This is a genomic window from Pseudomonas sp. S5D5 (genome assembly GCF_003013355.1).
Classification (GTDB): domain Bacteria; phylum Pseudomonadota; class Gammaproteobacteria; order Pseudomonadales; family Pseudomonadaceae; genus Aquipseudomonas; species Aquipseudomonas aylmerensis.
The window spans coordinates 2,104,419-2,129,739 of record NZ_PTEO01000001.1 but is presented as its reverse complement, the minus strand read 5'-3'; the positions used below and the strand labels follow the sequence as shown (position 1 = coordinate 2,129,739).

The following is a 25,321-nucleotide window of genomic DNA, read 5'->3' as shown; positions in this document are numbered from 1 at the left end:
ATTCATATTTTTTATGCTTTGGATTACCAACTGGAATAGCACAATGGACCTGGCCAACCTCAATGCCTTTATTGCCATCGCCGAGACCGGCAGCTTCTCCGGCGCCGGTGAACGCCTGCACCTGACCCAGCCGGCCATCAGCAAGCGCATTGCTGGCCTGGAGCAACAATTGAAGGTGCGCCTGTTCGACCGCCTGGGCCGTGAAGTGGGACTGACCGAGGCCGGCCGCGCCCTGCTGCCGCGTGCCTATCAGATCCTGAATGTGCTGGACGACACCCGCCGCGCCCTCACCAACCTGACCGGTGAAGTCAGCGGTCGCCTGACCTTGGCCACCAGCCACCATATCGGCCTGCACCGCCTGCCGCCGATCCTGCGCACGTTTACCCGCGAGTACCCGAATGTGGCGCTGGATATCCAGTTTCTCGATTCGGAAGTGGCCTACGAAGAAATCCTCCACGGCCGCGCCGAAGTGGCCGTGATCACCTTGGCGCCCGATCCTCACCACCTCGTCCGCGCCACCCCGGTGTGGGACGACCCGCTGGATTTCGTGGTGGCGCCGGAACACAGCCTGATCAGCAACGGCTCCGTCAGCCTGGCCGATATTGCCGGCCACCCGGCAGTTTTCCCCGGTGGCAACACCTTTACGCACCATATTGTCAGCCGGCTGTTCGAGGCCCAGGGCCTGACGCCGAATATCGCGATGAGCACTAACTACTTGGAAACTATCAAGATGATGGTGTCGATCGGCCTGGCCTGGAGCGTTTTGCCGCGCACCATGCTCGACGATCAGGTGGCAAGTATCGCTTTGCCGGGCATACAGCTCAGTCGCCAGCTAGGCTATATCGTGCACACCGAAAGGACGCTGTCGAACGCTGCGCGGGCTTTCATGAGCCTATTGGATGCACAGGTCGATCTGCCAGGGACACCGGCATGAACTTGTGCGCCCTCAAGGTCTGAACCTACCGCGCCGAACGCCCACAGAGCCAAGGCCCCTTGATAATGCGCAACCCCGTCGATTCCTTGCCTCCCCTGCCACGCATCTACGCCCTTGACCCTCAAGAGGCGGAGCAAAGCTGGGACAGTGCCCCGCAACTGCTGGCCGCCCTGAATGCGGCGCGGCTGGGCGCATGGTGCTGGGAAATCGACACCGGGCGCATCAGTTGGTCGCGGGGTACCCAGGCGCTGTTCGGCTTCGATCCGCGCCAACCGCTGCCCAAGGACCTCGACTACCTGGACCTGCTCGCACCGCAGGACCGCACCCGCGTGGTGCGCGCCTTTCATGCGGTGCTGGCCGGCGAGCCGTTCGAGCAGGCCATGCATCACCACATCCAGTGGCCGGACGGCAGCCATCACTGGCTGGAAATCAACGGCAGCCTGGCCCCCGACAAGGCGGGCCGGCGCCGCATGATCGGGGTGATCCGCGAGACCACACGCCAGCGCGAGCGCGAGCACGCCCTCAGCCACTCCGAAAAGCGCTTCGCCACGCTGTTTCACCTGTGCCCGAACATGGTCCTGCTGACCCGCCAATCCGACGGGCTGATCAGCGAGGCCAACCAGTATTTCGAAATGCACTTCGGCTGGCCGGTGGCCGACGTCATTGGCCGCACCACCCTGGACCTGGGGCTGTGGCGCCACCCCGAACAACGCGCGCAACTGGTCAAGGCCACTCAGCGCAAGGGCGAACCGATCAGCATGGAAGTACAGTTCTGCGCCAGCAACGGGCAGATTCACGATGGCACGCTCAGCGCGCAGAAAGTCGAACTGGAGGGCGAGGCCTACCTGATCAGCACCTTTGTCGACACCACCGATCGCAAAAATGCCGAGCAGGCGCTCAAGGACAGCCAGGAGCGCCTCGACCTGGCGCTGGACTCGGCGCAATTGGGCACCTGGGACTGGCACATTCCCAGCGGCATGCTCTACGGCTCGGCCCGCGCCGCCCAGTTGCATGGCTTGCCGCCCGAGCCGTTCCATGAATCCTTCGAGGCGTTCTTTGAAGGCATGCCCGATGAAGAACGCGACAATATGCGCGACGCCTACCGCACGTTGCGCGAAGGCCCGGCCGGCAACTATCAGTTGACCTACCGCGTGCAGCTGGAGGATGGCAGCTCGCGTTACCTGGAAAGCCGCGCCCGCCTCTACCGCGACGAACTGGGCGCGCCGCAGCGCATGGCCGGCACCCTGCTGGATATCACCGACCAGGTCGAGCGCGAACAACGCCTGACCGCCTCCGAGGAAAAATTTGCCAGCCTGTTCCAGGCCAGCCCCGATCCGATCTGCGTCACCTACCTGGACAGCGGTGCATTCATCGAGATCAACCCGGCCTTTACCCAGACCTTCGGCTGGACCGCCGCCGAGGTCATCGACAAGAGCGCCGAGCAGATCGGCCTGTGGGACGAATCGAGCAAGCGCCTGCAGCGTATCGAACGGGTGATCCGCGAGCAGGGGCTGAGCAACGTGGCCATCGTGGTGCACCACAAGAACGGCCAGGCCCTGACCTGCGTGATTTCCAGCCGCCTGATCAAGGTCGGCAACCAGCCGTGCATCGTCACCACGTTGCGTGACATTACCCAGCAGCAACGCTCGGAGGCCGCGCTGAAGGCCAGCGAAGAGAAGTTCGCCAAGGCGTTTCATTCCAGCCCCGATGCGATTTCCATCACCGAGCGCGACACCGGCCGTTATGTCGAGGTCAACGACGGCTTCTGCCGCCTGACCGGCTACCGCGCCGAGGATGCCATCGGCCTGACGCTGTACCAGATCGGCATCTGGGCCGACGAAAACCAGCGCGCGGCATTGCTCGCCGAGCTGCAGATCAAGGGGCGCATCCATCACCTGGAAATGCTCTGGCACAACAAGCGAGGCGAAGTGCTGGCGGTGGAAGTGTCGGTCGAGCCGATCACCCTCAATGAAACCCCGTGCCTGCTGCTGACCGCGCGCGACGTAAGCCTGTTGAAGAACGCCCAGGCGCAGATTCGCCACCTGGCCTATCACGACCCGCTGACCAACCTGCCCAACCGCGCGCTGCTGATGGACCGCCTGAGCCAGCAGATCGCCCTGCTCAAGCGCCACAACCTGCGCGGTGCCCTGCTGTTTCTCGACCTCGATCACTTCAAGCACATCAACGATTCACTCGGCCACCCGGTGGGCGACACGGTGCTGAAAATCGTCACCGCACGCCTCGAAGCCAGCGTGCGCATGGAGGACACGGTGGCGCGCCTGGGCGGCGATGAGTTTGTGGTGCTGCTCAGCGGGCTGGAGGGTACGCGCAGCGAAGTCAGTGGCCAGGTGCAGGAACTGGCCGACACCCTGCGCGAATTGCTCTCGGAACCGATGTTCCTCGATGGCCACCGCTTGCAGGTCACGCCGAGCATTGGCGTGGCACTGATTCCCGATCATGGCTCGACCCCGGCCGACTTGCTCAAGCGCGCCGACATCGCCCTGTACCGCGCCAAGGACTCGGGGCGCAACACCACGCAGATGTTCCACAACAGCATGCAGAAAACCGCCAGCGAGCGGCTGCGCATGGAGACCGACCTGCGCCTGGCACTGTCGCGCGGGGAGTTCAGCGTGCATTACCAGCCGCAGGTGGATGCGCGCGGCAACAAGATCGTCGGGGCCGAAGCACTGGTGCGCTGGCAGCATCCGCAGCTGGGCGCACAGTCCCCCACCGAATTTATCAAGGTGCTGGAAGACAGCGGCCTGATCCTCGAAGTGGGCACCTGGATCCTCGATGAAGCCTGCGCCGCGTTCGAGCAATTGATTGCCGACGGCCTGGTGGACCCGCTGAATTTCAGCCTGTGCGTGAATATCAGCCCCCGACAGTTTCGCCAGAACGACTTTGTCGAACGGGTGGAGCGCAGCCTCAAGCAGCATCGACTGCCTTACAGCCTGCTGAAGCTGGAAATCACCGAAGGCATCGTGATCCAGAACCTGGAAGACACCATCAGCAAGATGCGCCGGCTGAAAAAACTCGGCGTGAGCTTTGCGATGGATGACTTCGGCACCGGCTATTCATCGCTGACCTACCTCAAGCGCCTGCCGGTGGATGCGCTGAAAATCGACCAGTCGTTTGTACGCGACGCGACCCACGACCCGAACGACGCCGAAATCATCCGCGCCATCGTGGCCATGGCTCGCAGCTTGAACCTGGAAGTGATTGCCGAAGGTGTGGAAACCTCGGAGCAACTGGCATTCCTGCAAAAGCTGGGCTGCCATTTGTTCCAGGGTTTCTTACACAGCCGGCCCTTGCCGATCGAGGGGTTCAGGCAGTTGCTGGGTTAATCCTCACACCAGCTTCAAGGCGGTCAGCGTCTTGCGCTTCCAGTGCGAGGTGCCCAGATCATACTTTTGCCCATACAGGTCCAGCGCCCCGCCCACTACCGCCACGGAGTGCCAGCCGTCCGCAAGCGTGCCGATGGCACCGTCGGCCAATTCTTCAGCCGTGCTGTTACGGATATAGCCGAACAGCCCCAGCCTTTGCAGCGCCTCGCCGGGGTACTCGCCATCGTTGAGGGTTTCCAGGGCCACCGCAAACCCTTGTTCGGCGCGGAAGTCGTTGTTTTCCATTTGCGCCCGCTTGGCGCTGCAGGCGTACAGGAAGTTCGCGTAGTCCAGCAACACCGGGTTGCTGCCGGCAAAGTTCGAGGCGGCAGTGGCCTGCCTCAGCTCGGCATGGCTCAAGCGCAGCCGGAAGCCATCGCGCATCGTCACTTCACAGCCGCCCGGCGTCCTGACGATGGACGTGTAGATACCTTCCGGGAAACGAGTGATGGCGGCCTTGATTGCCGACACGGTGACGCAATTGCCCTCGACGCCCTGATAAAAGCCGCTCCAGATGTCGGCATGCCTGATGCCCTCCGCCACTTGAGACTCCACCCCGTCCCTTTGCGGCGGCGTCTCACGGTCATCGAACAACACATACCCGTAACCATTACCGTGTGGGTGACTGGCGCCCCCCACCACGAGCGCGGCGCCAAAGTCATGGGTCTGGCGGACCCAGGGCGACTCCCTGCCGACCATGTCACGAGCGGCAACCCAACGCGACAGCCCATAGACGCCCATCCCTTCCAGGCAACGCTTGCTTGTCTCGCCCTCAAGGCTTTTTGCCAGGGCCGCCTCAAACGTCGGATAGCCACCCAACTGCTGCTTGCGCTTTACAAACGCAGCCAACATGAAGTTGGCGTGCTTCACCACGTCAGGGTCCTGCCCGCTGAACCGCGAAGCCTGCGCGGCCCGCTCAAGCTCGGCCTGGGACACCTGCACCCGGTATTGATCCTTCATGGTGATGGCATAACCATCACCCGCCGGGGTGACTTCGCTGAAAACATCGGAGGCACGCGGGCCGAGGGTCATCATCATCATATTGATAACGGCCACGTGAGTACTGCAGTCAAAGCGCTCGCCGAATCGACGCTCGGCGCCTTGAAGTGCATTCACGAGGTCACCCCGTTTCGCACCGGCCTGCACATTGAAACCACTCGCAACAGGCTCAGGCAACCGACTTGGCACCACCGAGCCACGACCATCAATTGAAGCGTTCATGGAATTGTTCACTCAAGACAGGGCAGGAAAAAAGTGCAGCCAGAGATCCCGGCTGCATCCTTTAACAGGAAACGAATAGCCGTGGATCAGATCAGTGCGACGGCGTCACCCCGCGTCGGCGCCGAGCCCTGTCGCCCATATAGTTCTTCGCGTCCATTGATCACGGCCACCGAATGGCGGGCTCGGTTGCACATGCCCAATTGGCCCTTGGCCAGATCGCGCACGCTGACCCGCTTCATATGGTGCCTCAGCCCCAAGCGCAGGAAGCCTTCACCGGGGCCGTTGTCATCTTCGCCATCGTTCAGACTCTTTACAGCCGCTCTAAAGCTGCGCGCTGCCGTGCCGTCGTTGTTTTCCATTTGCGCCCGCTTGGCACTGACAGCGAAAAGAAACTGCGCGTCCTTGAGCATGCCTTTATCCGTGCCCTTAAATAGCGAGCCTGCCGCGCCTATTTGCAACTCCTGGTCGGTCAGCCTGACCACAACATCATCACGCATCGTCACTCGATAACCGTCGTTCGTCTTTAACACCTCCTTATAGATATCCGTAGGGCTTTGGCCAAACCGATACATCGCAGCCTTGATGGCGGATACCGTGACACAGTTGCCATCCGGGCCTTGGCGGAAGCCACTCCAGATATTGTCCGGCTTGGTGCCGTTGCGTTTATCGGACAAGTTCGGGATCTGGGTCGGTACAGTGGGCATCGGTTGCGGTGCGGGTGTCGGCGCTGGCAGGGGTGCCGGTATTGGCGCTGGAATGGGCGCCGGCACTAACGGGGGAGTGACTTCTGGTCTCGGCGTAATGGCGGGAGTGCTCTTGTCCGGTCTAGCCGATATCAAGTCGATCAACCGAGTGATCAATGAATTGAACAATGTAATCAGGCCGGCAATCGGGGCTAAGTTATCTCCTATCGCGACATTGTTCTGCGGCACGCTCACGGGCGTCGATACAGGGCCTGGGCCAAAGCCTGAATGTTTCGGCTCACCAGTCCCCGTGGTTTCATTAGTTGCGTCCGGTAACTCCCTGTTCAACGCCTGGCGTACGTCCACTACGCGAGCAATATTATTAATTGAGCAGCATGACATGACTGTCTCTCCACTTTTTTAGCGACTCTCCGAACGCCTGGTCCGGAGAGCGCTGTTTTTTATCGAAGAAGTCGAAACACGACGCCAGGCATCAAGTCCTTACCCGTCGACGGTTGATAAAGCTCCAGCCCTGCAGATCGGTTTGGGTGTCAGCGGGGCCCGGGCTGGTCACATCAGGCACAGGCGTTGGCACAACAGGGTTGACCGGCGGCTGCGGTGCAACGTCGGGCTTGGGTTGTGGCGTGAGCGGTGGCTGCGGTGCAACGTCTGGCTTGGGCTGTGGATTGAGCGGCGGCTGCGGTGCAGCGTCTGGCTTGGGCTGTGGATTGACAGGTGGCTGCAGTGCAGCGTCTGGTTTGGGTTGTGGCGTGAGCGGTGGCTGCGGCGCAGCGTCTGGCTTGGGTTGGGGCGTCAGCGGTGGCTGCGGCGCAGCGTCTGGCTTGGGTTGGGGCGTCAGCGGTGGCTGTGGCGCAGCGTCTGGCTTGGGTTGGGGCGTGAGCGGTGGCTGCGGCGCAGCGTCTGGCTTGGGTTGGGGCGTCAGCGGTGGCTGTGGCGCAGCGTCTGGCTTGGGTTGGGGCGTGAGCGCCGGCCGCACACCTTTGTCATGCTCGGAGCGGGTGTCAGGGCAGTGACAATGGTTGACATTGACCTCCACTTTCACCTGCGCATTGGCATTGTTGGTAACTTTGACATCGGGTTGGGGAAACGGAGGTAGAACGCCCGGAATGGCTTTAGGCGTAATCACACTCAGCCCACCATTATCTATTTTGACCTTCGGCTGCTCTGCAGCATCTGGCGAGACCTTGGGTAACGGGTTCGCCCCAGGCTTCACTTTCAGCGGGTCTGCCGCGTCGGGAGCCACCTTCGGCAACGGGTTCGCCTCTGCCTTCACTTTGGGCTGCTCTGCCGCGTCGGGCGCCACCTTCGGCTGCGGGTTCGCCTCTGCCTTCACTTTTGGCTGCTCTGCCGCGTCGGGCGCCACCTTCGGCTGCGGGTTCGCCTCTGCCTTCACTTTGGGCTGCTCTGCCGCGTCGGGCGCCACCTTCGGCAACGGGTTCGCCTCTGGTTTCACTTTTGGCTGCTCTGCCGCGTCGGGCGCCACCTTCGGCAACGGGTTCGCCTCTGGTTTCACTTTGGGCTGGTCTGCCGCGTCGGGCGCCACTTTCGGCTGCGGGTTCGCCTCTGCCTTCACTTTTGGTTGGTCTGCTGCATTCGGCGCAACTTTCGGCAACGCGCTTGAATCCGTACTCGCTTTGTCGTGAGGCGCGGCATCCGGCTTGACCTTGGCTTTGGCCGCCGTATCGGAAGCGGCCTTGAGGTCGGGAGTTACATCTTTCCCCGACAGCATTTCGCGCATGGCTTTGAAGACTTGTTCAAGCATGTCAAATAACTTTGAAAGCGCGCGGGCGTTAATCATCATTTCGCCCTGCGGCCCTCGGCTAATATCTTGCTGGGTAGCGGGCGGGATAACTTTTGAATCAGCTGCCGGTGTAGAGAGTATTGCACCGCTTTTTGGGAGTGTTGGCGTTTGTGAGTCTTGGGGAGTTGTATCGAACTTTACATAAGGCGAATTATTAATCGAGAAAGACATATAAAATTCCTTAGTCAGCGCAGCCAGGCGGTGAACACCTGGAACAGCGATAGGATTTATAGAGGCTGAATACAACCGCGTTGCATCTCAGTCCCCTAATTCGTGGAAACTGACGCTATCGAGTTCCAGAAATCGCGCCTCACATAAGGAAAGAAAAGCAAACTTTCAGACTTTGCCTCATCGCCACCTGGAGCCAGCCGTGATTTATCGTGCCCGCACCTTCTCGCGACAGACATATGCACTTATAAACCGAGAGACCTGTCACTCAGCGACATAATTAACCGTACTTTCAAACGAATGCCTGTGATAGTTCACGCGCACAGGCACACCCCCACAGCACGGGTTGGTTTATCAACTCGAACAACGACAGTGACTGTCAGAATATTTCAGCGGTAACGTTTAAACGTATTAAAACGCAAAAATGCTCCTTATCTTTCGATAAGGAGCATTCGTTTGAAATGCAGGCAGACAATTTCCGGGGTCAGGCGGCAACCGCAGGACTCATCCCCAATAAACGGCTGACCTGGTCAAGTTCAGTTTCGCGGCGCAGGGCGGTAAACAGTGCCACCGCTTCCGGGTAATTGCGCGTCAACATCGCCAGCCACTGTTTCAGTCGCCCCGGTGCCTGCCGCTCGGTCAGTTGCGCTACCGATTGGGTCCAGAAGTCCTGAAGCAGGGGCTGCAGTTGCGCCCAGGTCATTTCCACCACTTCCTCACCCGCGCGCGCCGCGGCGATCTGGCGTGCCAGGTCAGGACGCGCAACCAGGCCGCGACCGAGCATGATGTCTTCGACGCCGCTGATTTCCCGGCAACGCCGCCAGTCTTCGACACTCCAGATATCACCGTTGGCGAACACCGGCACCTTGACCACGTCCTGCACGCGCGGGATCCACTCCCAGTGCGCAGGCGGCTTGTAACCATCAGTCTTGGTCCGCGCATGCACCACAATGTGCGCCGCGCCGCCCTCGGCCAGGGCGGTTGCGCAGACCAGTGCGCCGTCCGGGCTGTCGAAACCCAGGCGCATCTTGGCAGTGACCGGAATATGCGCGGGAACAGCGCGGCGTACGTGTTCGACGATCTGGTTGAGCAACTCAGGCTCCTTGAGCAGCACCGCCCCGCCACGCGACTTGTTGACGGTCTTGGCCGGGCAGCCGAAGTTCAGGTCGATGACCTGCGAGCCCAACTCGCAGGCGAGCGCGGCGTTTTCCGCCAGGCACACCGGGTCCGAGCCGAGCAACTGCACGCGCAGAGGCACGCCGGCAGCGGTGTGGGCACCGTGCAGCAGTTCCGGAGCGAGCTTGTGAAAATACGCCGGGGTGAGCAAGCGGTCGTTGACGCGGATGAACTCGGTCACGCACCAGTCGATACCGCCGACTCGGGTCAGCACGTCCCGCAGGATGTTGTCGACCAACCCCTCCATGGGCGCCAAAGCAATTTGCATGGAAAACACTCAACAAAAATCGTGGCGCAGTTTACTGGGTTTCCCACGGCAACCGTTAACCCCCTGTCAGGGCGGGGCCATAACCGTCGAGAAACTCAGGCGGCATGCGCTTGGGCTTGCCGGTAGACAGTTCGATGCACACAAAGGTGGTCTGCGCCCGCAACAGCGTGGTGCCATCGCGCGGGCGCAGCAGCTGGAAGCGGCGGGTCATTTTCAGGCGCTGGTCCCAGTCGACGATCCAGGTCGCCAGTTGCAGCTCGTCGCCCTCGTAGCCGGCGGCCAGGTAATCGATTTCATGCCGCACCACGGCCATGGCGCGATCCAGGCGGCGGTATTCGGTGAGATCCAGCCCCAGGCGCTGTGAGTGGCGCCAGGCGCAGCGCTCCAGCCAGGACACGTACACCGCGTTATTGGCGTGCCCGAGGCCGTCGATGTCTTCAGGGGCGACCTGCAGATCGATGATAAACGGCGTTGCCAAATCCCAGCCCATGCCTTGCTCCCAGTCGATTAATGTCGGCGGGGAGCAGTGTATCAGGCGGTTTGCCGCTCCTGTAGACGACGGCCGGCCAACAGCGCCAGCACCCCGTCGATCACGCGGGGATCGGCCAGTACTTTCTGGTGACCGCCCTGCTCCAGGCGCAGCAGGCGGCTGTCGAACCAGGCTTCATGGATGGCTTGCGATGCCTTGACCGGCACGAAGGTATCGTCTTCGGCGTGCACGATCAGGCCGGGGATATTCATCTGGTAGTGGGCCACATCCAGATGCTTGAGCGGCATGCCGAAGGTCAGCTCCACTTCCTGGATAAACGCCGAACGCGCCCGCGCCGGCAGCCCGACCATCTGGGTGAAGCCGCGCAGCACATCCAGAAAGCGCGACGGCGCGGCAATGCTCACCAACGCCTCGGTACGCAGCCCCAACTGCACCGCCAGCATCGCACTGGCGCCGCCCATCGAATGGCCGATCACCGCGTGCAACGGTGGCAGTTCCGCCGCTGCCTCCAGCATGGCACGCGCAAAGAGCAGCACATGCGCTTCTCGCCCCGGGGAACGCCCGTGGGCTGGACCGTCCAGGGCAATCACGGAGTAGCCGTTGTCCACCAACGCGGTGATCAAGCTGGCGAACTGTGTGGGGCGCCCTTCCCAACCGTGCATCAACAGCACCGCCGGGCCCTGGCCCCAACGCAAAGCCGACAAGCCGAAACGCAAAGTAATGCGCTCCGATTGCGCCAGCAGCGGCAGCTCCCAGTCACGCGGAGGCAGGTCGCGCGGAGTCATGAAGGCGCGACGCATCTTGTTGGCCACCGTGTGCGGTGCCAGGTGCCCCAGCGTGCCATTGATGCGACGAATCCAGGTCAATGTGCCCATCCTGCAAGCCCTCTCCTTAACGCACCGCCGACTTGGCCGCGCGTAACACTCGATCCGACAACTCACCCGGCCCCAGCGCGCGTGCCAAGGCCAGGCCACCGATCATCAGCGCCATGTCCGCCAGGGCTTTATCGGTGTCTTCGGGGCTGGCAGCGAGTTGAGCGGCCATCAGCTCCACGTGTTCGTTCAGCGCATCGCGAAAAGCGTCCGGCAAACGGGCCATCTCGCCCACGGTGGCCGGGATCGGGCACGCCTGGGCAGTTGAGTCACGGTGCTTGCGTGACAGGTAAAACGCCGCCACCAGCCCCCTGCGTTCTTCGCCGGTCAGCTGTGCATCCATATCGTCGATCGACGCACGACGCCGGGCCAGTAACTGAGTGAAGGCCTCCAGCATCAGCGCGTCCTTGCTTTCAAAGTGCGCGTAGAAACCACCGACGGTCAGCCCCGCCGCGCCCATGACTTCACCCACGCTCGGCTCGGCCGGGCCACGCTGGATCAACGCGGCGCTGGCGGCTTGCAGAATACGTTCGCGGGTTTGCGCTTTTTTATCGTTCATCGTTGCCTCCGTCTTTCATGGGTTGAATATTATTACCATAATAATATTTCGCAAGCGACAGGCATGACCGCTGGTCAGAACACAGGAAGGGGAATGAGGAGAGGATTGGCCAAACGCCAGACAAACAAAAGGGCCATTCAATAATTGAATGACCCTTAAAAATCCCGCAGAGCGGGTAATCGTGGCGTCCCCTAGGGGACTCGAACCCCTGTTACCGCCGTGAAAGGGCGGTGTCCTAGGCCACTAGACGAAGGGGACACAAACCTTCTATACAACTGATCAGTGCTGAGTACTGATCGATTCAAGGACGGTGTGGCCAGACCTTGAACCTGTAAATTGGTGGAGCTAAACGGGATCGAACCGTTGACCTCTTGCATGCCATGCAAGCGCTCTCCCAGCTGAGCTATAGCCCCGGATTTTTCGTCTCGCGACGCAGCAGGCCTTGCGAACTGCTTGTTGAAACTGGCGTCCCCTAGGGGACTCGAACCCCTGTTACCGCCGTGAAAGGGCGGTGTCCTAGGCCACTAGACGAAGGGGACAAAACCTTCTGTACAACAGATCAGGGCTGAGACCTGATCGATTCAAGGACGGTGTGGCCAGACCTTGAACCTGTAAATTGGTGGAGCTAAACGGGATCGAACCGTTGACCTCTTGCATGCCATGCAAGCGCTCTCCCAGCTGAGCTATAGCCCCTCATCGGTGAGGACGGGGCGAATCTTAATGGCGGTTTGAAAGGCTGTCAAATTTATTTTCAACAATTTTCAAAATTTTTTGCCGGGATAACAATCACTTACCGTTAAAACCCCGGAAAACCGGGGTTTTAACGTTACTGCTCGTTGCTTAAGCGATAGCGCCCAGCAGCTTTTCCCATTCCTTGTTTTCTTTCTTCGACACACCACCAAGCAAATCAAGGGCTTGGCGCAGACGGAAACGCGTCAGGTCCGGGCCGAGAATTTCCATTGCATCGAGCACCGACACCGAGCTGGCCTGCCCGGTGATCGCGGCAAACATCAGCGGCATCGCATCGCGCAATTTCAGCTCGAGGGACTCGACCACCGCCTGGATTGTCGCGGTAATTGCATCCTTCTCCCACTGGCGCAGGCTTTCCAGCTTCCACAGGATCAACTGCATCAGTTGGCGAACCTGGTCGCCCGAAAGCTTCTTGGATTCAAACAGCTTGGGATCCGGGTTCACGCCGCCGGCAAAGAAGAAACTGGCCAGCGGCGCGACCTGGCTGAACGTCTCCACCCTGCCCTGCACCAGCGGCGCGATCTTCATCATGTACTCAGGGTTCAACGCCCACTGCTGCACGCGGCTGGCGAACTCCTCCACCGGCAAGTCACGCAGCCATTGGCCATTGAGCCAGGACAGCTTCTCGATATCGAAGATCGGCCCGCCCAGCGACACGCGGGACAGGTCAAAGTTGTCGACCATTTCCTGCAGCGAGAACTTCTCGCGCTCGTCCGGCATCGACCAGCCCATGCGGCCCAGGTAGTTGAGCATCGCTTCCGGCATGAAGCCCATGCGCTCGTAGAAGGTCACCGAGGTCGGGTTCTTGCGCTTGGACAGCTTGCTCTTGTCCGGGTTACGCAGCAGCGGCATGTAGCACAGCTGCGGCTGCTCCCAGCCGAAGTACTCGTAGAGCAGGATCAATTTTGGCGCCGACGGCAACCACTCTTCGCCACGCAGCACGTGGGTGATGCCCATCAGGTGGTCGTCGACCACGTTGGCGAGGAAGTACGTCGGCAGGCCGTCGGTCTTCATCAGCACCTGCATGTCCATGCGGTCCCACGGGATCTCGACGTCACCGCGCAGCATGTCCGGCACCACGCACACGCCTTCGCTCGGCACTTTCATGCGGATCACATGCGGCTCGCCAGCGGCCAGGCGGCGGGCCACTTCTTCCTTCGACAGCAGCAGTGCGCGGCCGTCGTAGCGCGGGGTTTCGCCACGGGCCTGTTGCTCGGCACGCATCTGGTCGAGTTCTTCGGCGGTGCAGAAGCACGGGAACGCGTGGCCCATGTCGACCAGTTGCTGGGTGTATTGCTTGTAGATGTCGCTGCGCTCGCTCTGGCGATACGGGCCGTGCGGGCCGCCAACGTCCGGGCCTTCTGCCCAGGTAATGCCCAACCAGCGCAAGGCATCGAAAATCTGCTGTTCCGACTCGCGGGTCGAACGCAGTTGGTCGGTGTCTTCGATCCGCAGGATGAATTCACCGCCGTGCTGCTTGGCAAAGCAGTAGTTGAACAAAGCGATGTAGGCAGTGCCGACGTGGGGATCCCCAGTAGGCGATGGCGCGATGCGCGTGCGGACGGTGGTCATGGCAGGTCTCGAATGGGCGATATAACTGAAATTGAAACAAGGGGCGAATGGTAACAGCCCCAGGCACCCCGGCTCCAGCACAAGGGCATAGTGGCCAAGCTTCGGTCTGAAGGTGTGCCATGGCTATTTGCCAGATGCGCGGCTGGCTATATTCCATTACCTCTTGTTACAGACATCCTGCCCATGCCTGCCCCACTCAAACGCCGCCTGTTTATCTTTGTGTTTATCGTGACCCTGATTGCCCTGGGTTTCTTCGCCCAGTGGTTCTTCAGGGGCCGCTTCTATGAAAGCACCGACAACGCCTACGTGCAGGGCGAAATCACCCGTGTGTCGAGCCAACTGGGCGCGCGGATTGTCGAGGTGCTGGTCGGCGACAACGAGCACGTGCAAAAAGGCCAGTTGCTGGTGAAGCTCGAAGGCGATGACTTCCACCTGGCCGTTGACCGCGCCAACGCCGCCCTGGCCATGCGTGAAGCCGAGCGCGTCCAGGCGCAGAGCAAGCTCACCCAGCAAGCCAGCCTGATTGCCGCCGGCGCGGCCAAGGTCGCGTCCAGCCAGGCCAGCCTGGGGCGCTCGCAGATTGACTTGTCGCGCGCGCAAACCCTGCGCGGGCCCGGCTACGTCTCGGAAGAACGCGTGACCACCCTCTCCGCCGACAACCACATCGCCCGCTCCCAGGTAAGCATGGCCGAGGCCGATCTGCAGGGCCAGCGCCAGCAGGTGAATGCCCTGAACGCCGAGATCAAGCGCCTCGACGCCATGATCGTCAACGCGAAGACCGACCTTGCCCAGGCCGAACTCAACCTGACCCGCAGCGAAATCCACGCGCCGATCAGTGGCCTGGTCGGCCAGCGCGCCGCACGCAATGGCCAATACGTGCAGGCCGGCGCCTATCTGCTATCAATCGTCCCCGACCAGGACATCTGGATCCAGGCCAACTTCAAGGAAACCCAGATCGGCCATATGCAACCGGGGCAACACGCCGAGCTGACCTTCGATGCCTATGGCGACACGCCCATCGCGGCGCGGGTCGACAGCCTGTTCGCCGCCTCCGGGGCCCAGTTCAGCCTGTTGCCGCCGGACAATGCCACCGGCAACTTCACCAAAGTCGTCCAACGCATTCCGGTAAAGCTCACGTTTGCGCCGGATAACCCGCTGCAGGGCAAGATTCGCCCTGGCATGTCTGTCACCGTCAAAGTGAACATCAAAGACCAGCCCGATGGCCGGTGATCAACTGCTGCGCCCGGTCGGCGAACCGACCCGGCGCGACTGGATCGCGGTCATGAGCGTGATGCTCGGCGCCTTCATGGCCGTGCTCGACATCCAGATCACCAACTCGTCGCTCAAGGATATCCAGGGTGCGCTGTCAGCCACGCTGGAAGAAGGCTCGTGGATTTCCACCTCCTACCTCGTCGCCGAAATCATCATGATCCCCCTCACCGCGTGGCTGGTGCAGTTGCTCTCGGCACGGCGCCTGGCCGTGTGGGTGTCGGTGGGTTTCCTGATCGCCTCATTGATGTGCTCCATGGCCTGGAGCCTGGAAAGCATGATCGTGTTCCGCGCCTTGCAGGGCTTCACGGGCGGTGCGCTGATCCCGCTGGCGTTCACCCTCACCTTGATCAAACTGCCCGAGCATCACCGCGCGAAAGGCATGGCGATGTTCGCGATGACGGCCACTTTCGCCCCGTCCATCGGTCCGACCATCGGCGGTTGGCTCACCGAAAACTGGGGCTGGGAGTACATTTTCTACATCAACGTGCCACCGGGCCTGGTGATGATCGCCGGGCTGCTCTATGGCCTGGAGAAAAAGCCGTCGAATTGGGATTTGCTGAAAAGCACCGACTACCTCGGCATCGTCACCCTGGCCATTGGCCTGGGCTGTTTGCAGGTGTTTCTGGAAGAAGGTCATCGCAAGGACTGGCTTGAATCGAGCCTGATCGTCAGCCTCGGCAGCGTCGCGCTGCTCAGCCTGATCACCTTTGTCATCGTGCAACTGTCCAAGCCCAACCCACTGATCAACCTGGGCATCCTGGCCAACCGTAATTTCGGCCTCTCGAGCATTTCCAGCCTGGGCATGGGTGTGGGGCTGTATGGCTCGATCTACCTGCTGCCGCTGTACCTGGCGCAGATCCAGAACTACAACGCGCTGCAGATCGGCGAAGTGATCATGTGGATGGGCGTGCCCCAGTTGTTCCTGATTCCGCTGGTGCCCAAGCTGATGAAGTACGTGTCGCCCAAGTGGCTGTGCACGCTAGGCTTTGGCCTGTTCGGCCTGGCGAGTTTTTCCTCGGGGGTGCTCAACCCGGACTTCGCCGGCAGCCAGTTCAACCAGATCCAGATCATCCGCGCCCTCGGCCAGCCGCTGATCATGGTGACCATCTCGCTGATCGCCACCGCCTACATCCTGCCCCAGGACGCGGGCTCGGCGTCTAGCCTGTTCAACATCCTGCGCAATCTCGGCGGCGCCATCGGCATTGCGCTACTGGCAACCTTGCTGGATGCGCGCACCAAGACCTACTTCGATTATCTACGCGAGGCGGTCGTGCCAACCAATCCGCAGGTGGCGGAGCGGATGGCGACACTGACCGAGAAGTTCGGCAACGAGACGGCGGCATTGGGCAAGTTGAGTGAGATTGCGCACCAGCAGGCGCAGATCATGGCCTATAACGATGCGTTTCATTTTGTCGGGCTGGCGCTGGGAATCAGCATGCTGGCGATATTGTTAACCAAGGCGTTGCCGGCGGGGCTCAAGGCGGGGGAAGCGCATTAGACCGAGTCGCCGCCTTCGCAGGCAAGCCAGCTCCCACAGTTGAGCGCGTCGCCCAGGCGAACACGGTCAACTGTGGGAGCTGGCTTGCCTGCGATGAGGCCCTTCCAACCGCTACACCTCAAACAGCCAACAAGCGCTCACGCAGCTTGCCAATCTCATCACGCGTCTGCGCCGCAGCCTCGAACTCCAGGTCCCGCGCGAGCGGGTACAGCTCCCACAGTTAAGCGCGTCGTCCAGGCGAACGCGGTCAACTGTGGGAGCTGGCTTGCCTGCGATGAGGCCCTTCCAGACGCTACACCTCAAACAGCCAGCAGACGCTCACGCAACTTGCCGATCTCATCACGCGTCTGCGCCGCAGCCTCGAACTCCAGGTCCCGAGCGAGCTGGTACATCTTCTCTTCCAGCTGCCGGATGCGCTTGGTGATCTCACTCGGCGAGCGCAGTTCGTTTTCGTACTTGGCGCTTTCCTCGGCAGCCTTGGCCATGCCCTTGCGCTTCTTGCTGCGCGAGCCGGGCACCGTGGCGCCTTCCATGATGTCGGCGACATCCTTGAACACGCCCTTGGGGGTGATGCCATTTTCCAGGTTGAACGCAATCTGCTTGTCGCGACGCCGCTGGGTCTCGCCAATCGCGCGCTCCATGGACCCGGTGATGCGGTCCGCGTAGAGAATCGCCCGGCCGTTGAGGTTACGCGCCGCGCGGCCGATGGTCTGGATCAGCGAACGCTCGGAACGCAGGAAGCCCTCCTTGTCGGCATCGAGGATCGCCACGAGCGACACTTCCGGCATGTCCAGGCCTTCACGCAGCAGGTTGATGCCCACCAGCACATCAAAGGTACCCAGGCGCAGGTCGCGGATGATTTCCACGCGCTCCACGGTGTCGATGTCCGAGTGCAGGTAACGCACGCGCACGCCGTGGTCGGCCAGGTAGTCGGTCAAGTCTTCGGACATGCGCTTGGTCAGCGTAGTGACCAATACGCGCTCTTCGAGGGCCACGCGCTTGGTGATTTCCGAAAGCAGGTCGTCGACCTGGGTCAGCGCCGGGCGGATTTCGATTTCCGGGTCGACCAGGCCGGTCGGGCGCACCAGTTGCTCGATCACGCGGCCCGCATGCTCGGCCTCGTAGTTGCCCGGCGTCGCCGACACGAAGATGGTCTGCGGGCTGATGCTTTCCCATTCGTCAAAACGCATCGGCCGGTTGTCCAGCGCCGACGGCAGGCGGAAACCGTATTCCACCAAGGTCTCTTTACGCGAACGGTCGCCCTTATACATGGCGCCGACCTGCGGCACGCTGACGTGGGATTCGTCGATCACCAGCAGCGCGTCGGCCGGCAGGTAGTCGTACAGCGTCGGCGGCGGCGCACCGGATTCGCGGCCCGAGAGGTAGCGCGAGTAGTTTTCGATGCCGTTGCAGTAGCCCAGCTCCAGGATCATCTCCAGGTCGAAACGGGTGCGCTGCTCCAGGCGCTGGGCTTCCACCAGCTTGTTATTGGAGCGCAGGTATTCGAGGCGCTCGGCCAGCTCGGTCTTGATGCCTTCGATGGCGCCCAGCAGGGTTTCGCGCGGCGTCACGTAGTGGCTTTTCGGATAGAAGGTAAAACGCGGCAGCTTGCGGATGACTTCGCCGGTCAACGGGTCGAAGGCCGACAGGCTCTCGACTTCATCATCGAACAGCTCGATGCGGATCGCTTCCAGGTCGGATTCGGCCGGGTAGATGTCAATCACATCGCCGCGCACGCGGAAGGTGGCGCGGGCAAAGTCCATGTCGTTGCGGGTGTATTGAAGGTCCGCCAGGCGGCGCAGCAAGGCGCGCTGGTCGAGTTTGTCGCCGCGATCGACGTGCAGCACCATCTTCAGATAGGTTTCCGGGCTGCCCAGGCCGTAGATGCACGACACCGTGGTGACGATGATCGCGTCCTTGCGCTCCAGCAGCGCCTTGGTTGCCGACAGCCGCATCTGCTCGATGTGGTCATTGATCGAGGCGTCTTTCTCGATAAAGGTATCGGAGGACGGCACATAGGCTTCGGGCTGGTAGTAGTCGTAGTAGGAAACGAAGTACTCCACCGCGTTGTTCGGGAAGAACGCCTTGAACTCGCCGTACAACTGCGCGGCCAGGGTCTTGTTCGGCGCCAGCACCAAGGTGGGACGGTTGATCTGCGCGATCACGTTGGCGATGCTGAAGGTCTTGCCTGAACCGGTCACCCCGAGCAAGGTCTGGTGCGCCAGGCCGGCCTCGATGCCTTCGACCATCTGGCGAATGGCCTCGGGCTGGTCGCCAGCAGGTTCAAAGCGGGTGACTAGTTGGAAATCCGACATAACGTACCTCTTGGAGTCACCCCAGACTGTAAACCCGTCGGGGACGAATAAGACCACAACCCGCGAAGATTCAGAGCGGGCCGTAGGAAAAAACCATGATAGCCGTAGAAGTGGTGGCGAATGTGGCGGGTTTCAAGGCAATCATCTGACCTGCCGTCCGGGAGCAATGTTGCAATACGACTAACGGTGGGCAAATAAACCGAAAAACTTGGCCGAAAAGCCGTTTCGGCTGTCGCCCTTGGCGGTGATGGCCTCTATACTAGCTCCCCGTTTGTGCACCGCTCTAGTGCATTCGGCTGGAGCGCGACACGTCCCTCCTTTCCCCCAAAGAGCTGCCGCAAAAATGAGCCTGTTCTCCGCTGTCGAAATGGCACCACGCGATCCAATCCTGGGCCTCAACGAAGCATTCAACGCCGATACACGAACCACCAAGGTCAACCTTGGCGTGGGCGTTTACTGCAACGAGGAGGGGAAAATTCCACTCTTGCGTGCCGTTGCCGAAGCGGAAGCCATTCGCGTGGCGCAACATGCCGCCCGTGGCTACTTGCCGATCGACGGCATCGTGGCCTACGACCAGGCCGTGCAGAAACTGCTGTTCGGCGCTGAGTCGCCGCTGCTGAGCGCCGGCCGCGTCATCACCGCCCAAGCGGTCGGCGGCACCGGCGCACTGAAGATCGGCGCGGACTTCCTCAAGCAACTGCTGCCCAACGCTGTCGTCGCCATCAGCGACCCAAGCTGGGAAAACCACCAGGCACTGTTCGAAAAAGCCGGCTTCCCGGTACAGACCTACCGCTACTACGACGCCGCCACCCACGACGTGAACCGTGCCGGCCTGCTCGAAGACCTCAACGCCCTGCCGCCACAGTCCATCGTGGTGTTGCACGCGTGCTGCCACAACCCGACCGGCGTCGACCTGAGCCCGGCCGACTGGCAAAACGTGCTGGACGTGGTCAAGGCCAAGAACCTCGTGCCATTCCTCGACATGGCCTACCAGGGCTTTGGCGACGGCATCCACGAAGACGCCGCTGCGGTGCGCCTGTTCGCTGAATCGGGCCTGACCTTCTTTGTGTCCAGCTCGTTCTCCAAGTCGTTCTCGCTGTACGGCGAACGTGTGGGCGCGCTGTCGATCGTCAGCGAATCCAAGGAAGAAAGCGCGCGCATCCTGTCCCAGGTCAAGCGTGTGATCCGCACCAACTACTCCAACCCGCCGACCCACGGCGCGGCAATTGTGGCTGCGGTGCTGAACAACCCTGAGCTGCGCGCCCAGTGGGAAGCCGAACTGGCTGAAATGCGCCTGCGCATCCGTGGCATGCGCGAGCAGATGGTCGCCGAACTGGCCAAGGCTGCTCCGGGCCACGACTTCAGCTTCGTCGGTCGCCAGCGCGGGATGTTCTCCTACTCCGGCCTGACCGTTGAGCAAGTCACCCGCTTGCGCACCGAGTTTGGCATCTACGCGCTGGATACCGGGCGTATCTGCGTGGCAGCGTTGAACCAGTCGAACATTGGTGCCGTGACGAAGGCGATTGTTCAGGTGCTGTAAACCTGAAACGGCTGTGAAGAGGGGGAAGCCATTCATGGGCTTCCCCTTTTTTATTGGCTGTGGCGAGCGAGCTTGCAAAAAATTCACTGGCCGCAACACTCAGCCCCTAGACTGAACCCTGACTGCCCCTTTGCTGTGAGAGCCTTATGAGAAACGACGACCTGGACCTGCGCGCCGACCGCGACGAACTGCATGACTACACCCCGCGCGCCCCGCAAGCCAAGCGCCAGAAAAGCCTGGTGCTGCAAGTGGCCCTGGGGGTGTTCCTCGGCGGGCTGGCGCTGTGGCTGGTGCAGCTCGGCGCGACAGCTATCATGGCCAAGCTGGCCATGGGCACCCTGCAATTTGGCGGCTGACACGCCCTGTTGGGGCTGGTAAGCCAGCTCCTACAAGGGAGCTACGCGTTCTTCCAGCAGCTTCACGAAGCTGTTCAGGCTCTGCGACACCGTGCCTCGGCGCCAGATCAGCCAGGTATTCAGGATGCGGAACGAGTCCGCAAGCGGCCACACACTCACCGCCGCAAACCCCGGCATGCTCTCCAGCATGCTGCGCGGCATCAGCGCCAGCCCGGCACCGGCGCTGACGCAGGCAAGCATGCCGTGGTACGACTCCATCTCGAAGATCCGCCCCGGCACCGCGCCATCCTGTGAGAACCAGCGCTCGAAGTGGTGCCGGTACGAACAATTCGAGCGAAAGGTGTAGATGCTCTCCCCGTTCACATCCTGGCCGCGCGTGATCGGCGCGTGGTGCAACGGCGCGATCACCACCATCTCCTCCTCAAACACCGCCACGCCTTCCAGGGTCGCGTGCAGCACCGGCCCATCGACAAACGCCGCCGCCAGGCGCCCCGAGAGTACGCCCTCGATCATCGTGCCCGACGGCCCGGTGCTCAGGTCCAGCTCGACCTTGGCGTGCTTCTGGTTATACGCCGCCAGCAATGCCGGAATGCGCACTGCTGCAGTACTTTCCAGCGAGCCGAGGGCGAACGCGCCCTGGGGCTCCTCCCCCGCCACGGTGGCACGCGCCTCTTGCACCAGATCGAGAATGCGCCGCGCGTAGCCGAGGAAATTCCAGCCGGCCGGGGACAGGCGCAGGCGGCTCTTCTCGCGGATAAACAATTCCACGCCCAGGTCCTGCTCCAGTTGCTTGATGCGCGTGGTCAGGTTTGACGGCACCCGATGAATCACCTGCGCGGCGGCACTGATGCTGCCCTGCTCGGCAACGGCCTTGAAGATTTCCAGCTGCACCAGGTCCAAATCATTCTCCAATCGTGAACGTATTGCTTAATATTATTCAGTTTCCAGAAAAGATGCAGCCCCGTAGGCTGGACTCATTCCACTCATTCAGCCGGACGGTGCCATGAACGCTATTTCTCACCAGACCCACGCCCTGTCGATCAACCCCGCCAATGGCGAGACTGTCGGCAGCTACCCTTACGAAACCGCAGCGCAACTGGACGCCGCCCTCGACCGGGCCACCGGTGCTTTCCGCAGCTGGCGCCGCCAGCCGGTGAGCCAGCGTGCCGAGCTGCTGCTGGCCCTGGCCGGCGCCCTGCGCGAGCAAGCCGAAGACATGGCGCAGATGATCACCCTGGAAATGGGCAAGCCCATCGCCCAGGCGCGGGCCGAAATCGAAAAATGCGCGCAACTCGCCGAATGGTACGCCGCCCACGGCCCGGCCATGCTGGCCCCGGAGCCGACCCTGGTCGACAACGGCAGCGCCCAGATCGAATACCGCCCGCTGGGCCCGATCCTCGCCGTGATGCCGTGGAACTTCCCGGTCTGGCAAGTGCTGCGCGGTGCCGTGCCGACCATGCTCGCCGGCAATACCTACGTGCTCAAACACGCACCGAACGTGATGGGCAGCGCCTACCTGATGAAAGCCGCGTTCGACAAAGCCGGCTTCGCTGAAGGCCTGTTCGAAGTGCTCAACGTGACCCAGGATGGCGTATCCAAGGCCATCGCCGACCCCCGCATCGCCGCCGTGACCCTCACCGGCAGCGTGCGTGCCGGCATCGCCATCGGTTCCCAGGCGGGTGCTGCATTGAAAAAATGCGTGTTGGAACTGGGCGGCTCCGACCCGTTCATCGTGCTCAACGACGCCGACCTCGACGCCGCCGTGCAGGCTGCCGTGATCGGTCGCTTCCAGAACAGCGGCCAAGTCTGCGCCGCCGCCAAGCGCCTGATCATCGAAGCAGGCGTGGTGGAAGCGTTCACCGCGAAATTCCTCGAAGCCAGCCGTGCGTTGGTGATGGGCGATCCGACCTCGCCCCACACCTATGTCGGCCCGATGGCGCGCTTCGACCTGCGTGACGAGTTGCACGGCCAGGTCCAGGCGACCCTGGAAGAAGGCGCAACCTTGCTGCTGGGCGGTGACAAAGTACCGGGTGCCGGCAACTACTACGCGCCGACCGTGCTGGCGGGTGTCACCGACCAGATGACTTCGTTCAAGCAGGAACTGTTCGGCCCGGTGGCCTCGATCATCACCGCCCGCGACGCCGACCACGCCGTCGCACTGGCCAACGACAGCGAGTTCGGCCTGACCGCGAGCATCTTTACCACTGACGCAGCCAAGGCGCGGGAGATCGCCAACCAGCTGGAAACCGGCGGGATCTTCGTCAACGCGTTCAGCGTGTCCGACCCTCGGGTGGCATTTGGTGGGGTGAAAAAGAGCGGCTTCGGGCGCGAGTTGTCGCACTTCGGCGTGCGGGAATTCTGCAATGCGCAGACGGTCTGGCTGGATCGCAAGTAAGCCGGATCAGCACGACTGCCGGCTTTCGCGGCGAGCCGCCTGGTCGTGGTGAGCAGGCTTGTCGTGGTGAGCAGGCTTGCCCTGCGTTGGGGTGCGAAGCGCCCCCATAAATCCCACCGCATCGTTTCAGGCACACCGTGGTGTGAGGTTTTAGGGCTGCTTCGCAGCCCAACGCAGGGCAAGCCTGCTCACCACAATTAGCCTGCTGGGCCTGCGCATTGGTGCCTGAGTAGTAAATTTGCATGTCTTTCAAATCCAGCCCTTCACAAGCGTTGCCGATCACGGCCACGTCAACGGGGTGTTGTGGTGAGCCTGCTCACCACAATTAGCCTGCTGGGCCTACGCATCGGTGCCCGAGTAGTGAATCTGCATGCCTTTCAAATCCAACCCTTCACAAGCGTTGCCGATCACGGCCATGTCAGTGGGTTGTTGTGGTGAGCAGGCTTGCCCTGCGTTGGGGTGCGAAGCGCCCCCATGAATCCCACCGCATAGTTTCAGGCAAAACCGCGGTGTGAGGTTTTGGGGCTGCTTCGCAACCCAACGCAGGGCAAGCCTGCTCACCACAATTAGCCTGCTGGGCCTGCGCATTGGTGCCTGAGTAGTGAAGCTGCATGCCTTTCAGATACACCCCTTCACAGGCGTCGCCGATCACGGCCACGTCAACAGGTTGTTGTGGTGAGCAGGCTTGCCCTGCGTTGGGGTGCGAAGCGCCCCCAAGTAATCCCACCGCATCGTTTCAGGCACACCGTGGTGTGAGGTTTTAGGGCTGCTTCGCAGCCCAACGCAGGGCAAGCCTGCTCACCACAATTAGCCTGCTGGGCTTACGCATCGGTGCCCGAGTAGTGAATTTGCATACCTTTTAAATCCAACCCTTCACAAGCGTTGCCGATCACGGCCATGTCAACGGGTTGTTGTGGTGAGCAGGCTTGCCCTGCGTTGGGGTGCGAAGCGCCCCCATGAATCCCACCGCATAGTTTCAGGCAAACCGTGGTGTGAGGTTTTGGGGCTGCTTCGCAACCCAACGCAGGGCAAGCCTGCTCACCACAATAACCTGCTCACCCTGCTCAACCTGCTCAACCTGCTCAACCTGCTTGGCCTGCTTGGCTGCTTAGCCTGTCTGGCCTGCTTAGCCTGCTTAGCCTGCTTAGCCTGCTTAGCCTGCTTAACCTGCTGGGCAAGATACGTCCGCATACCCGTACAAGAGCGTTTGCGAGCACTGGCCCACTCACTGCCAAAAGGCTGCCTCTACTGCCCGCCCCTCACTGCGCATTAATGTAATAAAACTGCGCCTGGGTCTTTTCAACCGCGGTCCGCACTTTATCCTTCTGCGCATCGGTGCCCGAGTAGTAAATCTGCATACCTTTCAGATCCAGTCCTTCACAGGCGTTGCCGATCACGGCCACGTCAACGACAGTGCTGGCGCCGATTATCAGAAAGCCGGTGTCGCCCAGGCTTTTGGCCTTCAGCAATTCTTCTTTCAGATACATCGCATTGGCGCCACCGGCCATGGCAAGGGCCAGGTTGTCGGCGATCAAGCCGTGGCTGGGGATTTTCACACTGTGCAAGCGCACCCTGTTTTCCCCGGAAGGCAGCGACATGACATGCGCGGTGGCGGCTTCGTCAAAAATCTGCTTTTCGCTTTTACCGGGGGTGGCGCAACCGGCGAGCATGGCGATGAGGGTGAGGGCGACGAATGATTTCACTGTGTATTCCTTGTGTGAAGGCTGTCCATGGCCGCGCATCATAGGAGACCCATCCCACAAGAGCTACCGCAGTCTTCTCACCGCGCGCCGTCAGAACTCCCGCTCAACCGCGTGATCGACTACCATACCGCGCCGGTTCCCAAATGGGACTAATAGGGAATCCGAAGCGCGGTATGCCGCGCCAATCGGAACTGCCCCCGCAACTGTAGGTGCCGAGCCTGCTCCTTGATGCCACTGGACCTCGTCCGGGAAGGCCGGAGCGTGGCGACGACGCATCAGTCAGGAGACCTGCCGGCCCAAGCACCAACACTAACCGGCGGGGTGTCCGGGAAGGACATCCTTGC

Annotated in this window: 19 protein-coding genes, 4 tRNA genes and 1 riboswitch; of the genes, 7 read left to right on the top strand and 16 right to left on the bottom strand. The window is 61.5% G+C overall.

Features of this window, described 5'->3' with window-relative positions:
• Positions 1 to 43 precede the first annotated feature (43 nt).
• Positions 44 to 934, top strand: coding sequence for a LysR family transcriptional regulator (locus tag C9990_RS10070; RefSeq protein ID WP_065904527.1), 891 nt, complete (start codon positions 44 to 46; stop codon positions 932 to 934).
• Positions 935 to 999: 65 nt separating this feature from the next.
• A complete protein-coding gene (locus tag C9990_RS10065; RefSeq protein ID WP_106803175.1) occupies positions 1,000 to 4,278 on the top strand; it encodes an EAL domain-containing protein in 3,279 nt (1,092 codons plus the stop codon).
• A 3-nt stretch (positions 4,279 to 4,281) separates the two neighbouring features.
• Here the strand turns inward: C9990_RS10065 and C9990_RS10060 are convergent, their stop codons facing one another.
• The 12 genes from C9990_RS10060 to gltX all read right to left on the bottom strand — a co-directional run bounded on the left by C9990_RS10060 (position 4,282) and on the right by gltX (position 13,898).
• Positions 4,282 to 5,538: a hypothetical protein gene (locus C9990_RS10060; protein WP_106803174.1), complete on the bottom strand. Its 1,257-nt coding sequence runs from the start codon at positions 5,536 to 5,538 to the stop codon at positions 4,282 to 4,284.
• Between the two features lie 86 nt (positions 5,539 to 5,624).
• Positions 5,625 to 6,212 (bottom strand): hypothetical protein, encoded by a 588-nt coding sequence (locus tag C9990_RS33065; protein WP_315420768.1) that lies wholly within the window; start codon positions 6,210 to 6,212, stop codon positions 5,625 to 5,627.
• A gap of 502 nt (positions 6,213 to 6,714) precedes the next feature.
• Entirely contained in the window at positions 6,715 to 8,214 is a 1,500-nt protein-coding gene (locus C9990_RS32920; protein WP_157955062.1) for a hypothetical protein, read from the bottom strand.
• 481 nt (positions 8,215 to 8,695) lie between these two features.
• Positions 8,696 to 9,655, bottom strand: a complete 960-nt coding sequence (locus C9990_RS10045; RefSeq protein WP_106803171.1) for a tRNA-dihydrouridine synthase — start codon at positions 9,653 to 9,655, stop codon at positions 8,696 to 8,698.
• Positions 9,656 to 9,710: 55 nt separating this feature from the next.
• Positions 9,711 to 10,145 (bottom strand): thioesterase family protein, encoded by a 435-nt coding sequence (locus C9990_RS10040; RefSeq protein ID WP_106803170.1) that lies wholly within the window; start codon positions 10,143 to 10,145, stop codon positions 9,711 to 9,713.
• Positions 10,146 to 10,186: 41 nt separating this feature from the next.
• Positions 10,187 to 11,020, bottom strand: coding sequence for an alpha/beta hydrolase (locus tag C9990_RS10035; RefSeq protein WP_065904513.1), 834 nt, complete (start codon positions 11,018 to 11,020; stop codon positions 10,187 to 10,189).
• Positions 11,021 to 11,036: 16 nt separating this feature from the next.
• Positions 11,037 to 11,576, bottom strand: a complete 540-nt coding sequence (locus tag C9990_RS10030) for a TetR/AcrR family transcriptional regulator (RefSeq protein WP_065904511.1) — start codon at positions 11,574 to 11,576, stop codon at positions 11,037 to 11,039.
• 182 nt (positions 11,577 to 11,758) lie between these two features.
• A tRNA-Glu gene (locus C9990_RS10025) sits at positions 11,759 to 11,834 on the bottom strand.
• A 79-nt stretch (positions 11,835 to 11,913) separates the two neighbouring features.
• Positions 11,914 to 11,989: transfer RNA gene (locus tag C9990_RS10020), tRNA-Ala, on the bottom strand.
• Positions 11,990 to 12,039: 50 nt separating this feature from the next.
• Positions 12,040 to 12,115, bottom strand: a tRNA-Glu gene (locus C9990_RS10015).
• 78 nt (positions 12,116 to 12,193) lie between these two features.
• Positions 12,194 to 12,269: transfer RNA gene (locus tag C9990_RS10010), tRNA-Ala, on the bottom strand.
• A gap of 147 nt (positions 12,270 to 12,416) precedes the next feature.
• Complete coding sequence (gene gltX, locus C9990_RS10005) at positions 12,417 to 13,898, bottom strand: glutamate--tRNA ligase (protein ID WP_025856465.1); 1,482 nt, start codon at positions 13,896 to 13,898, stop codon at positions 12,417 to 12,419.
• A gap of 183 nt (positions 13,899 to 14,081) precedes the next feature.
• Here gltX and C9990_RS10000 point away from each other — a divergent pair, with 183 nt between their 5' ends.
• Both C9990_RS10000 and C9990_RS09995 read left to right on the top strand, forming a co-directional pair.
• Positions 14,082 to 15,128 carry an HlyD family secretion protein gene (locus C9990_RS10000; protein ID WP_065904509.1) on the top strand — a complete coding sequence of 349 codons (1,047 nt, stop codon included), beginning with the start codon at positions 14,082 to 14,084 and terminating at the stop codon, positions 15,126 to 15,128.
• Positions 15,118 to 16,668: an MDR family MFS transporter gene (locus tag C9990_RS09995; RefSeq protein ID WP_106803169.1), complete on the top strand. Its 1,551-nt coding sequence runs from the start codon at positions 15,118 to 15,120 to the stop codon at positions 16,666 to 16,668. Before C9990_RS10000 ends, C9990_RS09995 begins: the two co-directional genes overlap by 11 nt.
• Positions 16,669 to 16,786: 118 nt before the next feature.
• Here the strand turns inward: C9990_RS09995 and C9990_RS33060 are convergent, their stop codons facing one another.
• Complete coding sequence (locus C9990_RS33060) at positions 16,787 to 16,879, bottom strand: UvrB/UvrC motif-containing protein (RefSeq protein ID WP_083221398.1); 93 nt, start codon at positions 16,877 to 16,879, stop codon at positions 16,787 to 16,789.
• An 88-nt stretch (positions 16,880 to 16,967) separates the two neighbouring features.
• Positions 16,968 to 18,983, bottom strand: a complete 2,016-nt coding sequence (uvrB, locus tag C9990_RS09985; RefSeq protein WP_065904495.1) for an excinuclease ABC subunit UvrB — start codon at positions 18,981 to 18,983, stop codon at positions 16,968 to 16,970.
• 343 nt (positions 18,984 to 19,326) lie between these two features.
• On the opposite strand from uvrB, the gene C9990_RS09980 reads away from it, so the two are divergent.
• A complete protein-coding gene (locus C9990_RS09980; RefSeq protein WP_034116881.1) occupies positions 19,327 to 20,523 on the top strand; it encodes an amino acid aminotransferase in 1,197 nt (398 codons plus the stop codon).
• Positions 20,524 to 20,669: 146 nt separating this feature from the next.
• Positions 20,670 to 20,879 (top strand): hypothetical protein, encoded by a 210-nt coding sequence (locus tag C9990_RS09975; protein ID WP_017138724.1) that lies wholly within the window; start codon positions 20,670 to 20,672, stop codon positions 20,877 to 20,879.
• A 30-nt stretch (positions 20,880 to 20,909) separates the two neighbouring features.
• Here C9990_RS09975 and C9990_RS09970 read toward each other — a convergent pair whose 3' ends face one another.
• On the bottom strand, positions 20,910 to 21,779 hold the full coding sequence (locus tag C9990_RS09970) for a LysR family transcriptional regulator (protein WP_106805622.1): 870 nt from the start codon (positions 21,777 to 21,779) through the stop codon (positions 20,910 to 20,912).
• 103 nt (positions 21,780 to 21,882) lie between these two features.
• Between C9990_RS09970 and C9990_RS09965 the strand changes: the two genes are divergently transcribed.
• The gene (locus C9990_RS09965) at positions 21,883 to 23,274 is read left to right on the top strand and encodes an aldehyde dehydrogenase family protein (protein ID WP_106803168.1); all 1,392 of its coding nucleotides are present in this window, start codon (positions 21,883 to 21,885) and stop codon (positions 23,272 to 23,274) included.
• 1,259 nt (positions 23,275 to 24,533) lie between these two features.
• Here the strand turns inward: C9990_RS09965 and C9990_RS09950 are convergent.
• The gene (locus C9990_RS09950; RefSeq protein ID WP_106803165.1) at positions 24,534 to 24,977 is read right to left on the bottom strand and encodes a hypothetical protein; all 444 of its coding nucleotides are present in this window, start codon (positions 24,975 to 24,977) and stop codon (positions 24,534 to 24,536) included.
• 116 nt (positions 24,978 to 25,093) lie between these two features.
• Positions 25,094 to 25,288: riboswitch (cobalamin riboswitch) on the top strand.
• Positions 25,289 to 25,321: the final 33 nt, after the last annotated feature.

Bases quoted from the DNA above. Each gene is read 5' to 3' on its own strand.
- C9990_RS10030 (WP_065904511.1), bottom strand. From the start codon at position 11,576: ATGAACGATAAAAAAGCGCAAACCCGCGAACGTATTCTGCAAGCCGCC.
- C9990_RS10035 (WP_065904513.1), bottom strand. From the start codon at position 11,020: ATGGGCACATTGACCTGGATTCGTCGCATCAATGGCACGCTGGGGCAC.
- C9990_RS10070 (WP_065904527.1), top strand. From the start codon at position 44: ATGGACCTGGCCAACCTCAATGCCTTTATTGCCATCGCCGAGACCGGC.
- uvrB (WP_065904495.1), bottom strand. From the start codon at position 18,983: ATGTCGGATTTCCAACTAGTCACCCGCTTTGAACCTGCTGGCGACCAG.
- gltX (WP_025856465.1), bottom strand. From the start codon at position 13,898: ATGACCACCGTCCGCACGCGCATCGCGCCATCGCCTACTGGGGATCCC.
- C9990_RS10065 (WP_106803175.1), top strand. From the start codon at position 1,000: ATGCGCAACCCCGTCGATTCCTTGCCTCCCCTGCCACGCATCTACGCC.
- C9990_RS09975 (WP_017138724.1), top strand. From the start codon at position 20,670: ATGAGAAACGACGACCTGGACCTGCGCGCCGACCGCGACGAACTGCAT.
- C9990_RS10000 (WP_065904509.1), top strand. From the start codon at position 14,082: ATGCCTGCCCCACTCAAACGCCGCCTGTTTATCTTTGTGTTTATCGTG.
- C9990_RS10060 (WP_106803174.1), bottom strand. From the start codon at position 5,538: ATGAACGCTTCAATTGATGGTCGTGGCTCGGTGGTGCCAAGTCGGTTG.
- C9990_RS09980 (WP_034116881.1), top strand. From the start codon at position 19,327: ATGAGCCTGTTCTCCGCTGTCGAAATGGCACCACGCGATCCAATCCTG.
- C9990_RS10045 (WP_106803171.1), bottom strand. From the start codon at position 9,655: ATGCAAATTGCTTTGGCGCCCATGGAGGGGTTGGTCGACAACATCCTG.
- C9990_RS10040 (WP_106803170.1), bottom strand. From the start codon at position 10,145: ATGGGCTGGGATTTGGCAACGCCGTTTATCATCGATCTGCAGGTCGCC.
- C9990_RS32920 (WP_157955062.1), bottom strand. From the start codon at position 8,214: ATGTCTTTCTCGATTAATAATTCGCCTTATGTAAAGTTCGATACAACT.
- C9990_RS09965 (WP_106803168.1), top strand. From the start codon at position 21,883: ATGAACGCTATTTCTCACCAGACCCACGCCCTGTCGATCAACCCCGCC.
- C9990_RS09995 (WP_106803169.1), top strand. From the start codon at position 15,118: ATGGCCGGTGATCAACTGCTGCGCCCGGTCGGCGAACCGACCCGGCGC.